A 12,084-nucleotide genomic window follows, 5' to 3' on the forward strand; every position below is an offset into this window, starting at 1 on the left:
CGGGAAAACAACCCACTGGCGCGTCTCGGCTTGGGCCGCGCGGGAGCAGGCGATGAAATTGATCATAGCGATCGTCAAACCCTTCAAGCTGGACGACGTGCGCGAAGCGCTCGTCGGCGCCGGCATCGAGGGGCTGACGGTTTCCGAAGTTAAGGGCTACGGCCGTCAGAAGGGACAGACGGAGATCTACCGGGGCGCCGAGTACCAGGTGAACTTCGTCCCCAAGGTGAAGCTGGAGGCGGTCGTCGACGACGCCGCGGCCGGCAAGGCCGTCGAAGCCATCAAGGCCGCGGCCGCCACCGGCAAGATCGGCGACGGCAAGATCTTCGTCCTCAATGTCGAGGACGCAGTGCGTATTCGGACCGGAGAGTCCGGCACGGCCGCCCTCTAGGGCGCGTCGAACTCATCGGGACATGGGGATAGCGACAATGAAACCATCGGGACTGCACAAGCTGACGGGCCTGGCGCTCGCAGCCATCATCGCCGGGGGCGTGCTCGCGCCCGCGGCCTTCGCCCAGGACGCCGCGCCGGCGGCCGCGCCCGCCGCCGCCGAGGCCGCGCCGGCCGCTGAAGCCGCGCCAGCGCCTGCGCCTGCGGAGGCCGCTCCGGCCGCCGCCGAAGCCGCGCCTACGCCGACCACCGAAGCCCCGGCCCAGACGGTCGACAAGGGCGACACCACCTGGATGCTGGTCTCGACCGTCCTGGTCCTGCTGATGATCCTGCCGGGCCTGGCCCTGTTCTACGGCGGCCTGGTCCGCCAGAAGAACATGCTGTCCATGCTGATGCAGGTCTCGACCGTGACCGTGATCGGCATGATCGCCTGGCTGCTCTACGGCTACAGCCTGGCCTTCACCGACGGCGGCGGCCTCGACAAGTACATCGGCGGCGCCGGACGGCTGTTCCTCAAGGACGTGACGCCGGCCAGCAACGTGGCGACCTTCTCGACGGGCATCTACATCCCCGAGCTGGTGTTCATCTGCTTCCAGATGACCTTCGCCTGCATCACCGCCGCCCTGGTCCTGGGCGGGGTGGCCGAGCGCATGAAGTTCGCCGCGGTCGTGGCCTTCGCGGTCCTGTGGCCGCTGCTCTCGTACTATCCGATGGCGCACATGGTGTGGTGGTGGGGCGGCCCAGACGCCGTCGCCACCGCGCCGACGGCCGCGATCCAATCGGGCCTGCTCTGGGGCTGGGGCGCCATCGACTTCGCCGGCGGCACCGTGGTCCACATCAATGCGGGTATCGCCGCCCTGGTCGGCGCCCTGATCGTCGGTCCGCGCAAGGGCTACAAGATCGAGGCCATGCCGCCCCACTCCCTGACCCTGACGCTCGCGGGCGCCGGTCTGCTGTGGGTGGGCTGGTTCGGCTTCAACGCCGGCTCCAACCTCGAGGCCAACGGCTACGCGGCCCTGGCCATGATGAACACCCTGGTCGCCACCGCCGGCGCCGGCCTCTCCTGGGTCGTCACCGAGTGGGTGACCCGCAAGAAGGCCAGCATGCTGGGCATGGCCTCGGGTCTGGTCGCCGGCCTCGTGGCCGTCACCCCGGCCGCCGGCTTCGCCGGTCCGGTTGGCGCCCTGGTCCTGGGCCTGATCGTCTCGCCGATCTGCGTGATCTTCTGCTCGGCCGTGAAGAACGCGCTGAAGTATGACGACAGCCTGGACGCCTTCGGCATCCACGCCATCGGCGGCATCGTCGGCGCCATCGCCACGGGCTTCCTGGTCAATCCGGCCTGGGGCGGCGCGGGCGTGGTCGACTACACGACCTGCGGCCTGGATGGGGACATCTCCACCTGTGACACGGCGGCCTATGTGATGAGCACGCAGGTCATGGCTCAGATCAAGGCGGTCCTGGTGGCCGTGTCCTGGTCGGCCATCGCCTCGACTATCGTCTTCTTCGTGATCAAGTTCTCCGTCGGCCTGCGGCCCTCGGTCGAGACCGAGGAAGAAGGCCTGGACATCAGCGAACACGGCGAACGCGCCTACCACTCGTAAGCGCATCGTTAGGAGCAGGGCCGCCTGGGTCCCTGCTCCCCTCTCGGGAACGGGGGCCCTCGCGGCCCCCGTTTTCGTTTGTGGAGACTAGAGCGCCCCGTCCCAGGGTCCACCCAGCCGGCAGCGTTCGACCCACCAGGCCGGGCGCATGGCTTCCAGGCGCTCGGCCAGGGTCTCGGCCTCGATGTCCGAGCCGCAGAGGGCGTAGCAGGTGGCGCCGGAGCCCGACATGCGGGCCAGCAGGGTCTCGCGCTCGTCGGCCAGGGTCTCGAGCACGTCGCCGATCTGCGGGGCCAGAGCCACGGCGGGAGCCTGGAGGTCGTTGGTGGTGGCGCGCAGCCAGCCGGCCAGCTCCTCGACGCTCTCGAAGGCGTCGGGCATAGGCGGCGGGGTCACGTCGCCGAACGCCCCGCGCGCGTCGAAGCCGCGATAGACCTCCGGCGTCGAGACCGCCGCGCCGGGATTGATCAGCACGGCGTCGATCAACGGCAGGCCCGGCGCAGGCGACAGCCGCTCGCCGCGGCCCTGCGCCAGCACTGGCCGGCCCCAGAGGCAGGCGGCGCCGTCCGCGCCGAGCTCGGCGGCTAGGGCCTCCAGCTCGGCGTCGCTCAACGCGACGCCCAGGGCCTCGCGCGCCAGGCGCAGGGCCGCACCGGCGTCGCTGGAGCCGCCGCCTAGGCCCGCGGCGACCGGCAGGCGCTTGTCCAGGGTGAAGGCGACAGGCGGCAAGGGTCCCTTGCCTCGGGCCATCAGAGCGCGCACCGCGCGGAGCACCAGGTTGTCGGCCTCCTCGCCCTGCAAGGCCGCGGCGAAGGGGCCACGGACGCGCAGGCTGAGCGCGTCGGCCTCGCGCACACTCACCCGGTCGCCGATGTCGGCGAAGGCCATGAGGCTGCACAGGGGGTGGTAGCCGTCAGCGCCGGGCGCGCCAACGTGGAGGAAAAGGTTGATCTTGGCGGGCGCGAAGGCCTCCTGCCCCATCGCCCTACTGTCCGGCGATGCGCGGCGAGCCGGCCGGCCCCTTTGGGCCCAGGCCCGAGGTCAGCTTGGCCTCGACGTCGGCCTTGATACGCGCGTCGGGATCGAGGGTCAGGACCCGGCGCCACTGGAACTCCGCCTCGGTCCGGCGGCCGACCCGCCAGTAGGCGTCGCCCAGGTGGTTGTTGATTTCGGGATCGCCGGCTTCCAGCTCGACGGCCTGCTCCAAGCGCTCGACGGCCTTCTTGTAGTCGCCGAGCCGGTAATAGGCCCAGCCGAGGCTGTCGATCATCGCGCCGGACTGCGGATTGGAGGCCACGGCCTTCTGGACCATGCCCAGGGCCTCGGCCAGGCGCTCGCCCCGGTCGATCCAGGAATAGCCCAGATAGTTCAGCAGTTCGGGGTCCTCGGGCCGCTGCTTGAGCGCCGCCAGCAGATCATTCTCCGCGGCCGGCCACTGGCCCGAGCGTTCATAGGCCACGCCGCGGGCGTAGAGCAGCCGCCAGTCGGGCTGGGCGTTCCCTCCGATCACCTCGGTCAGGATGGTGGCGGACTCGGCGTAGCGGTCGTTGGCCCGCAGCAGGTCGGCATAGGTGACGCGGGCCTCGTGGTCGCCCGAGGCGGCGGCCTCCTGGGCCATCTTCAGCGCGATCTCGGGCTGCTTGGCGTTCTGGTAGCTCCAGGCCAGCTTGGCCCGCGCCGAGGGATATTCCGCCGAGCCGAGCTTGGGACGGCCATAGGCGTCGCGCGAGGCGGTGGTGTCGCCGGCCACCTCCATCAGGTCGCCCACCATCAGCCAGGCCTCGTTGCGGCCCGGGTCGAGCCGCAGCGCCAGGCGCAGATAGGCCAGGCCCAGCTGGTCCTGCTTGGCGGCCAGCATGGTCGCGGCCGGCGCAATCAGCACCTGGGCCGCGCCCTGGCGCAGGGTGAGGATGGGCGGGGTCGACTTGCCAGCCACGGCCCGCAGGCGCGCGGCGGCCATCACGGCGTCGGACGGCTGGGCGGCCAGCGCCTTGTCGTAGAGCGCTACGGCCTCCGGGCGACGGTTGCGCCGCTCCAAGAAGGCGCCATAGGCCAGCACCGCCATGTCGAGGGGATTTTCGCTGCCGGTCAGGGCCTTGTAGTCGGTCTCGGCCTCGTCGAAGCGCTTGGCGCGCTCATAGAGGTAGGCTTGGCCGAGCTGGCCGAAATAGTCGACGACCCGGTCGCCGCGCACCTCGGGCCGCACCAGCGAGCCGTCCACGTCGCCTGCCATGGCGGCGGCCCACGGGGACAGCAGCGCCGCGGCGCCGCGATGGGGGAAGCCGATGCCCTCGCCGCTCAGGATGACGTGGGCGTCCTTGCCCTTGCCCTGGGCCATCTCCTCGACGCCCTTGACCAGTTGGCCCAGGCGCTTGGTGGCCTCGGAGGCCTCCTCGCCGTCGGGGGCCAGGGCCGCGGCCTTGGCGATGTCGCCGGCCAGGACGGCCGCGATGAAGGCGCGGTCGCGCAGCAGGTCGTTAGCCCCGCCCTCGATCTCAGCGCGCTGGAAATAGGCCGCCGCCTCGGCGCCGTTGCCGTCGTTGAGCGCGCCCTGCCCGGCCAGGAAGGCCCCATAGGCCGAGCCGCCCATGCCGTCGACCATGGTCGGTCGCCAGGCGGCCTCATGGGACGGCGTCGCGCAGGCGGCGACAAGGAGAAGCGGAGCGAGGGCTACGAGCAGATGGCGCATGGCCTGAAAGTCCCCGCTTTCGACGGCGACTTCAAGGCGTCAGAGCGCAGCACCCCAAACCGCCGCCATCACATGTTCGGATAGTTCGGGCCGTCGCCGCCCTGGGGCGTGGTCCAGACGATGTTCTGCGAGGGATCCTTGATGTCGCAGGTCTTGCAGTGGACGCAGTTTTGGAAATTGATCTGGAACTTCGGGTTCTTGCCTTCGGCGTCGTACAGCACCTCATAGACCCCCGCCGGGCAGTAGAGCCGCGCTGGCTCGCCATGGCGCGGGAGGTTCACCTGGATGGGGACGGATGCGTCCGTCAGCGTCAGGTGGGCGGGCTGGTTCTCGTCGTGGTTGGTGGCCGAGAGGAAGACCGAGGACAGCTTGTCGAAGCTGAACTCGCCGTCGGGCTTGGGATAGACGATCGGATCGTAGTCCTTGGCGAGGCCCGTGGACTCCGCGTCGCTCTTGCCGTGCTTCAGCGTGCCCCAGGGCGACCAGCCGCCCAGCATGCTGGCCATGATGGCGTCGATCCCGCCCAGGAAGAGGCCGGGGATGGTGCCGAACCTCGACCACAACGGCTTGAGGTTGCGCACCATGCGCAGCTCCTTGGCGATCCAGGAGGTCTTATAGGTCTCTTCATAGGCCGTCAGTTCGTCGCCCGAACGGCCGGCGCCGATCGCGGCGAAGGCGGCCTCGGCCGCCAGCATGCCGCTCTTGACGGCGTTGTGGCTGCCCTTGATGCGCGGGAGATTGACCATGCCGGCCGAGCAGCCCAGCAGCACGCCGCCGGGGAAATAGAGCTGCGGCAGGGACTGGTGGCCACCCTCGGTGATGGCGCGCGCGCCGTAGGAGATGCGCTTTCCGCCTTCCAGGTAGCCGCGGATCGCCGGATGGGTCTTGAAACGCTGGAACTCGTCGAAGGGCGAGAGCCAGGGGTTCTTGTAGTTGAGGTGCACCACGAAGCCGATGGCCACGTAGTTGTCGCCGAAGTGGTACATGAACGAGCCGCCCCCGGTATCGTTCTTCAGCGGCCAGCCGAAGGTGTGCTGGGTGAGGCCGGCCTCGAAATTCTCATCAGGAACCTGCCACAACTCCTTGATCCCGATGCCGAATTTCTGCGGATCGCGCCCGGCGGTGAGGCCGAATTTGGATTGGAGCTGCTTGGCCAGGGAGCCGCGCACGCCCTCGCCGATGAAGGTGTACTTGGCGTGCAGCTCGATGCCCGGCTGGAAGTCGGGGCCGGGCTGGCCGTCCTTGGCGATCCCGAACACGCCGGCGACGACGCCCTTCACCGAGCCGTCCTCGTTGTAGACCACCTCGGAGGCGGCCATGCCGGGATAGATCTCCACGCCGAGGCCCTCGGCGTGGGCGGCCAGCGAACGGCAGACGTTGCCGAGCGAGGCGATGTAGTTGCCGTGGTTCAGCATCCACTTGGGGAACGGCAGGAAGCTGACGTCCAGGTCGCCCTGCGGGCCCAGGATCACGAACTTGTCGCGGGAGACCTTGGTCTCGAGCGGGACGCCCAGCTCTTTCCAGTTGGGCAGCAGCTCATTGAGGCCGATGGGGTCGATGACCGCGCCGGACAGGATGTGGGCGCCGACCTCGGAACCCTTTTCCAGCACGGCGACCGTGATCTCGGTCCCGGCCGCCTCGGCGAGCTGTTTCAGACGGATCGCCGCCGAAAGTCCCGACGGACCGGCGCCGACGATGACGACGTCGTACTCCATCGCTTCGCGTTCGATGGCTTCGGTCATGTCCCCAGCTCCCTAATTCCACGGCCCAGAGGTTCCCCTCCCCTTATGTACCGCAGTGTTGATCCGTCGCGGGACTTATCGGAAGCTTGTACAAGGGCGGTCAAGCGTGAACTCCGCTATACACCTGTCTCACAGAAGCTTTTCTCGGACCCGATGCCCTCAGCCGACCCCCGCGCCGCCGAGAGCCTGCTCGCCTTCTGGGCTGAGGCGGGCGTCGACGCCATGCTGCTGGACGAACCAGTGGACCGCATCGAGGCGGGCAAGATCGTCCCGCCGCGGCCGCCTGAGCGCAAGGCGCCCGCGCCGGCCCCCGCCGCCCGTGGCCCTGGCGCCGCACCCGATGTCGCCGCCGCGGTGGCCGAGGCGCGCCGCCTGGCCGCCCTGGCCCAGGACCTGGAGGAACTGAAGGCCGCCATCGCCGGATTCGACGGCTGCCCGCTGAAATTCGAGGGCGCGCGCCAGGCGGTGTTCGGCCGCGGAGACCCCAATGCGCCGCTGCTGGTGATCGGCGAAGGCCCCGGCGCGGAGGAAGATGCGCGCGGCGAACCCTTCGTGGGCAAGGCGGGCCAGCTCCTGGACCGGATGTTCGCCGCCGCCGGCCTGACCGGGCGGGTGTTCATAACCAACACCGTCTTCTGGCGTCCGCCCGGCAACCGCACGCCCGCTGCGCACGAGCAGGCCGTCTGCCTGCCCTTCCTCGAACGGGCCATAGAGCTGGTTTCGCCCCGGATGCTGCTGCTGGTCGGGGCGCCCTCGGCCAAGTCGATGTTGAAGCGCGAGGAAGGCATCCTGTCGCTACGCGGGCGGTGGTTCGAGTGGCGTTCGGAGGACGGAAACCTCGAATTGCCCGCCATGCCGACACTTCACCCCGCCTTCCTGCTCAGACAACCGGCAGCCAAGAAGAAGGTGTGGAGCGACCTTTTGACTCTGACCGAACGACTTGATCGCCCGGAACGGGGCGGGTAGGACTCAGCGGTCGAGAACAAGGGCTGCGTCCAGATCGCTCTCAAGAAGCGGCCGACGCGGGAAATGGATGCAGGCACGCAACGGCATTCAGGTCGCGGTTCTCGCCGGGATCATCGCCGCTTTCGCCCAAACCGCCGTCGCAGCGCCCAAGGTGCTGAGCGATTCGGACGCCCAGCGGTACGCCGCAGCGTTCGCAGCCGTCGAGGACGGCGACTTCATCGACGCCGGCCTGCAGGCCGCCCAGGCCCAGGACCAGTCGCTGGCCGGGCACCTCTCGCTCCGCCAGCTCATGCATCCCACCGCCCACACCGCCAGCTATGACGAGCTGGCGCGCTGGCTGGACCGGTTCGGCGACCTGCCGGGGGCCGAGCGGGTCTATTCGCTGGCCAGCCGCCGCAAGCCCGCGCAGGGCGCGTCGTTGAAGACCCCCCTGCTGGCCGGCTTCGGCTGGGGCGCCATCGAGCGCACCGCCCAGGGCATCGCCAACAGCCTGCCCGGCGCCAAGGGCAGGATGGCCCGCGAAGCCTTCTACGCCGGCGACATGACCCGGGCGTTCGCCCTGGCGCCGGCCGCCGGAGAGCGCTGGATCGCCGGCCTCGCGGCCTATCGCCTGAAGAACTACGAGGCGGCCGAGACCAACCTGGCCCTGGTGGCCCGCGACGAGCACGAAGACCCCTGGCTGCGGGCCGGCGCCGCCTATTGGGCGGCCCGCGCCGTGGCCGAGGCCGGCGACCAGGCCCGCTCCGACCAGTTCCTGGAGCAGGCGGCGCGCTTCCCGACCACCTTCTACGGCATGATCGCCGAGCGCCGCGCGGCGCTGCGCAAGGCCGACCGGCTGGCGGCCGCCGACCAGGGCCGCTACCTGCCCGCCGCCTACAACGGCCCGACGGTGGAGTTGGCCCGGTTCATCAGTTCCGACGCGCGCGCCCACCGCGCCGCGGCGCTGGCCCAAATCGGCCGGGCGACCGAGGCCGGGCTCGAATGCCGCGCTGGCCTGACGCTGGCCAAGACGCCCACCGAACGCAGCCGCTGGATGGAGCTGATCGCCGCGCTCAACGCGCCGCTGACGGCGCTGAGCGGCCCGACCCGCACCATGGCCGAGCCCGACTATCCGACGCCTACCCTGGAGCCGAAGTCGGGCTTCACGGTCGACAAGGCCCTGGTCTACGCCATCGTGCGCCAGGAAAGCCGGTTCAACCCGCTGGTGGTCAGCCACGCCGGGGCCGTGGGCCTGATGCAGCTGATGCCTGAGGCCGCGGCCCGCGCCGCCGGCGACGACAAGCTGAAGACCGACATGAGCCCGCTGTTCGATCCCGCCTTCAACCTGCGGGTCGGGCAGGACTACGTGACCTGGCTGATGGAGCGCGGCGTCGGCTACGACATCCTGCGCACCGTGGCGGCCTATAACGGCGGCCCGGGCACCCTGCTGAACACGATGAAGCGGGTCGGGCCCGAGGCCGACAGCCTGCTGATCATCGAGAGCCTGCCGAGCGTGGAGTCTCGAAACTACGTCGAGAAGGTGATGGCGGCCTACTGGACCTACCGCAAGAAGTTCGGCCAGGAGAGCAAGACCCTGGACGCGCTGGCCCAGGGCCATGGGTTCATCGACGCGCGCCTGGACCAGGCGCCGGGCGCCTCACAGCCGGACCGACCCACCGTGCTTGCGGCGCAGAGCGACTAGGTCCAGAGCCGGCCCCGCGCCCTTCAGCGCCGATTTCGCCACCAGCAGGCCGGACGGCGCGGGCCTGAGCCGGGCCAACATCCCCTCCCCGTCCCGTTCGCCCAGCACCAGGGCGGGTCCCGCCCGTCGCGTCAGGTGACCGCCCAGCGCGCCGTCCCAACCGCCCCTCAGGCGCAGGTCGACGGGCAGTATCAACAGCCAGTCGCGCCGCGCGATCGCCAGGGCCGCGGCGAAGGTGCTCGCCACGTCGGCCCCGGCGTCCTCGCTAACCTCCAGCGTCCCGTCGGTCGAGCCTCCGTCAAGCACGATCACCTGGGCCACCAGCCCGTCCACCGCCGCCGGCACCAGCCGGCCCAGGAGGTTGGCGAGGTCGCGCTCGGAATTCAGCGTCGGGACGATCACGGAGAGCATGGGCGCCAGTGCGTATGCTTCGTACCGATCGTCAATAGAGTTCTTGTTTTGTTCTTGTTCGGGGCTAGTATGGCGCGGTGTCCACATTCACCCAGCAGATCGCCATCCGTGGCCGCGGCGCGCGGTCCAACGCGTCGGGGCGCTTCGAGGCCCAGGCGCGGGAGGCCTTCGACGACGGCTGGACGGTGGAGGACCCCGAACCGGTCCAGATCCGGACCACGCTCAGCCCCGAGCGGGCCAAGACGATCATCAGCAAGAACACCAGTCCGGACGTGGGGTTTTCGCGCTCGATCAACCCGTACCGGGGCTGTGAGCACGGCTGCATCTACTGCTACGCGCGGCCGGCGCACGCCTATATGGGCCTGTCGCCGGGACTGGATTTCGAGAGCCAGCTGTTCTTCAAGCCCGAGGCCGCCAAGCTGCTGGAAAAGGAGCTGTCGGCCCCGCGCTACCGGCCCGAGTTCATCCATATCGGCGGCAACACAGACCCCTACCAGCCCCAGGAACGCACGGCGCGGGTGACGCGCCAGGTGCTGGAGGTGCTGGCCCGGTTCAACCACCCGTTCTCGGTGATCACCAAGTCGGCGCTGATCCTGCGCGACCTGGACATCCTGGCCGAGACCGCGGCCAAGAACCTCTGCCGGGTGGCGGTGTCGGTCACCACGCTCGACCGGGCCCTGGCGCGCAGCATGGAGCCGCGCGCGGCGACGCCCGAGAAGCGGATCGGGGCGATCAAGGCGCTGGCCGACGCGGGCGTGCCGGTGATCGTGATGTTCGCGCCCTCGATCCCGGGCTTGAACGACCACGAGATGGAGGCGGTGCTGGAGCGCTCGGCCGCCGCTGGCGCCAAGGGGGCCGGCTATGTCGCCCTGCGCCTGCCGCGCGAGATCAAGGACCTGTTCCAGGAGTGGCTGGCCACCGATCACCCCGACCGGGCCGGCAAGGTCATGTCCCTGGTGCGCCAGATGCGCGGCGGCCTCGACTACGATCCTGAATGGGGCAAACGCATGCGCGGCGAAGGCCCCATCGCCGAGATGATGTCCCAGCGTTTCCAGGCCGCCAAGAAACGCTACGGCCTGACGTTCAGGTTCGACGGCCTGGACCTCAGCCAGTTCCAGGTCCCGGCGGACAAGCCGGGGGACCAGGGGGATCTGTTTGGGTAGGGCGCGCCCTACCCGCTCATCCCGGCGGAGTGGAGGAAACCTAACTCCGCGCAGGAATGATCACCGGCAGGGTCTCGTAGCCCTTCACGAAGACCGAGTGGGTGCGGGTGGGCTCGCCGACCACCTCGATGGTCGGGAAGCGGGCCAGGATCTCTTCCCAGATGATCTTGAGCTGCAACTCGGCCAGGCGGTTACCGACGCAGCGGTGGACGCCGAAGCCGAAGGACAGGTGCTGGCGGGGCCGCTCGCGGTCGATGATGTAGCTGTTGGGGTCGGCGATGACCGCCTCGTCGCGGTTGCCCGAGACGTACCACATGGCCACCCGGTCGCCCTTCCTGATGGTCTTGCCGGCCAGCTCGTAGTCCTGGGTCGCGGTGCGGGCCATGTGGGCCAGCGGGGTCTGCCAGCGGATGGTCTCGGAGACCATGGACGAGATCAGCGAGTGGTCGGCCTTGAGCTTGGCGTACTGGCCGGGGTTCCGGTTCAGCGCATAGATCGAGCCCGAGATGGTGTTCCGCGTGGTGTCGTTGCCACCGATGATCAGCAGGGCGACGTTGCCGTGGAATTCGTGGACGTCCATGTCGCGGGTGTCGGCGCCATGGGCCAGCATGGAGATCATGTCGCCCTGCGGCGGGCTGTCCTTGCGCTCGTTCCACATTTCGGTGAAGCGGGCGAAGCAGGCGGAGACCTCGGAGCGCTTCTGGTCCCAGCTCGTGACCGGGCCGTGGCCGGGGGCGTTGGTCATGCAGTCCGACCAATGGGTCAGCATGCGGCGCTCCTCGAAGGGGAAGTCGAAGAGCGTGGCCAGGGTCATGGCCGTCAACTCCTTGGAGACCAGGTCCACCCAGTCGAACACCTCGCCGATCGGCAGGCCGTCGAGGATGATCCCGGCGCGCTCGCGGATGACCGGCTCCATGCGATGCAGGTTGGCCGGCGCCACGGCGGGGCTGACTGTCTTGCGCTGCACGTCGTGCTTGGGCGGGTCCATGGAGATGAAGCTGGGCCGCACCGGGCGGTTGGCGTTCTGCTCCTTGGCCTCGAGGCTGACCAGGGTGATGCCGTCGGCGGAGGAGAACACCTCGTGATTGGTGTCGACCGCCATGATGTCGTTGTAGCGGGTCACCGACCAGTAGGGACCGTAGGCGCTGTCTTGCGTGAAGTGGACCGGGGCCTCGGCGCGCAGACGCTCGAAATAGGGCCACATCTCGTCGTCCGCGAAGAGTTCGGGCTGGGCGGGGTTGAGGGTTTCGAGCGGCTGAGCGTAGGCGCGGGCGCGCGCCTCGCCGCGGATGTCGACTGCGCCGTCGCTCATGGATCGTCTCCCTGCCGGGGCGCCTCGAAGCGGGCGCCGCCTTGTCGTTGGCAAGGAGGACGCCGATCCGAACGTTGTTTTGCAAGGGATTTTGCAAAACGGCGCCGGGGCGCCGCGCACGGGCGGTTG

The 12,084-nt window shown here is 69.5% G+C and carries 10 protein-coding genes; 5 read left to right on the plus strand and 5 right to left on the minus strand.

The window, feature by feature from the left end:
• The first annotated feature begins 52 nt into the window (after positions 1–52).
• Positions 53–391, plus strand: a complete 339-nt coding sequence (locus Q8Q77_RS16150) for a P-II family nitrogen regulator (protein WP_305584673.1) — start codon at positions 53–55, stop codon at positions 389–391.
• A gap of 37 nt (positions 392–428) precedes the next feature.
• The gene (locus tag Q8Q77_RS16155; protein WP_305584674.1) at positions 429–1,991 is read left to right on the plus strand and encodes an ammonium transporter; all 1,563 of its coding nucleotides are present in this window, start codon (positions 429–431) and stop codon (positions 1,989–1,991) included.
• Between the two features lie 87 nt (positions 1,992–2,078).
• Here Q8Q77_RS16155 and Q8Q77_RS16160 read toward each other — a convergent pair whose 3' ends face one another.
• From Q8Q77_RS16160 to Q8Q77_RS16170, 3 genes are all read right to left on the minus strand, one after another.
• A complete protein-coding gene (locus Q8Q77_RS16160; protein ID WP_305584675.1) occupies positions 2,079–2,972 on the minus strand; it encodes a 4-(cytidine 5'-diphospho)-2-C-methyl-D-erythritol kinase in 894 nt (297 codons plus the stop codon).
• 4 nt (positions 2,973–2,976) lie between these two features.
• Entirely contained in the window at positions 2,977–4,680 is a 1,704-nt protein-coding gene (locus Q8Q77_RS16165; protein WP_305584677.1) for a tetratricopeptide repeat protein, read from the minus strand.
• Positions 4,681–4,748: 68 nt separating this feature from the next.
• On the minus strand, positions 4,749–6,422 hold the full coding sequence (locus tag Q8Q77_RS16170; protein ID WP_305584678.1) for an electron transfer flavoprotein-ubiquinone oxidoreductase: 1,674 nt from the start codon (positions 6,420–6,422) through the stop codon (positions 4,749–4,751).
• Between the two features lie 153 nt (positions 6,423–6,575).
• Here Q8Q77_RS16170 and Q8Q77_RS16175 point away from each other — a divergent pair, with 153 nt between their 5' ends.
• Complete coding sequence (locus tag Q8Q77_RS16175; protein WP_305584680.1) at positions 6,576–7,388, plus strand: uracil-DNA glycosylase; 813 nt, start codon at positions 6,576–6,578, stop codon at positions 7,386–7,388.
• 67 nt (positions 7,389–7,455) lie between these two features.
• Entirely contained in the window at positions 7,456–9,069 is a 1,614-nt protein-coding gene (locus Q8Q77_RS16180; protein ID WP_305584682.1) for a lytic transglycosylase domain-containing protein, read from the plus strand.
• Here the strand turns inward: Q8Q77_RS16180 and Q8Q77_RS16185 are convergent.
• A complete protein-coding gene (locus tag Q8Q77_RS16185) occupies positions 9,025–9,480 on the minus strand; it encodes a glycosyltransferase (RefSeq protein ID WP_305584683.1) in 456 nt (151 codons plus the stop codon). The genes Q8Q77_RS16180 and Q8Q77_RS16185 overlap by 45 nt on opposite strands.
• A 77-nt stretch (positions 9,481–9,557) precedes the next feature.
• On the opposite strand from Q8Q77_RS16185, the gene Q8Q77_RS16190 reads away from it, so the two are divergent.
• A complete protein-coding gene (locus Q8Q77_RS16190; RefSeq protein ID WP_305584684.1) occupies positions 9,558–10,643 on the plus strand; it encodes a PA0069 family radical SAM protein in 1,086 nt (361 codons plus the stop codon).
• Positions 10,644–10,683: 40 nt separating this feature from the next.
• Here Q8Q77_RS16190 and Q8Q77_RS16195 read toward each other — a convergent pair whose 3' ends face one another.
• Entirely contained in the window at positions 10,684–11,955 is a 1,272-nt protein-coding gene (locus tag Q8Q77_RS16195) for a cytochrome P450 (RefSeq protein ID WP_305584686.1), read from the minus strand.
• Positions 11,956–12,084: the final 129 nt, after the last annotated feature.

It is taken from the genome of Phenylobacterium sp. (assembly GCF_030698145.1).
GTDB lineage: Bacteria > Pseudomonadota > Alphaproteobacteria > Caulobacterales > Caulobacteraceae > Phenylobacterium.

Coding starts and splice junctions, on each gene's coding strand:
- Q8Q77_RS16150 (WP_305584673.1), top strand. CDS start 53: ATGAAATTGATCATAGCGATCGTCAAACCCTTCAAGCTGGACGACGTG.
- Q8Q77_RS16155 (WP_305584674.1), top strand. CDS start 429: ATGAAACCATCGGGACTGCACAAGCTGACGGGCCTGGCGCTCGCAGCC.
- Q8Q77_RS16160 (WP_305584675.1), bottom strand. CDS start 2,972: ATGGGGCAGGAGGCCTTCGCGCCCGCCAAGATCAACCTTTTCCTCCAC.
- Q8Q77_RS16165 (WP_305584677.1), bottom strand. CDS start 4,680: ATGCGCCATCTGCTCGTAGCCCTCGCTCCGCTTCTCCTTGTCGCCGCC.
- Q8Q77_RS16170 (WP_305584678.1), bottom strand. CDS start 6,422: ATGACCGAAGCCATCGAACGCGAAGCGATGGAGTACGACGTCGTCATC.
- Q8Q77_RS16175 (WP_305584680.1), top strand. CDS start 6,576: ATGCCCTCAGCCGACCCCCGCGCCGCCGAGAGCCTGCTCGCCTTCTGG.
- Q8Q77_RS16180 (WP_305584682.1), top strand. CDS start 7,456: ATGCAGGCACGCAACGGCATTCAGGTCGCGGTTCTCGCCGGGATCATC.
- Q8Q77_RS16185 (WP_305584683.1), bottom strand. CDS start 9,480: ATGCTCTCCGTGATCGTCCCGACGCTGAATTCCGAGCGCGACCTCGCC.
- Q8Q77_RS16195 (WP_305584686.1), bottom strand. CDS start 11,955: ATGAGCGACGGCGCAGTCGACATCCGCGGCGAGGCGCGCGCCCGCGCC.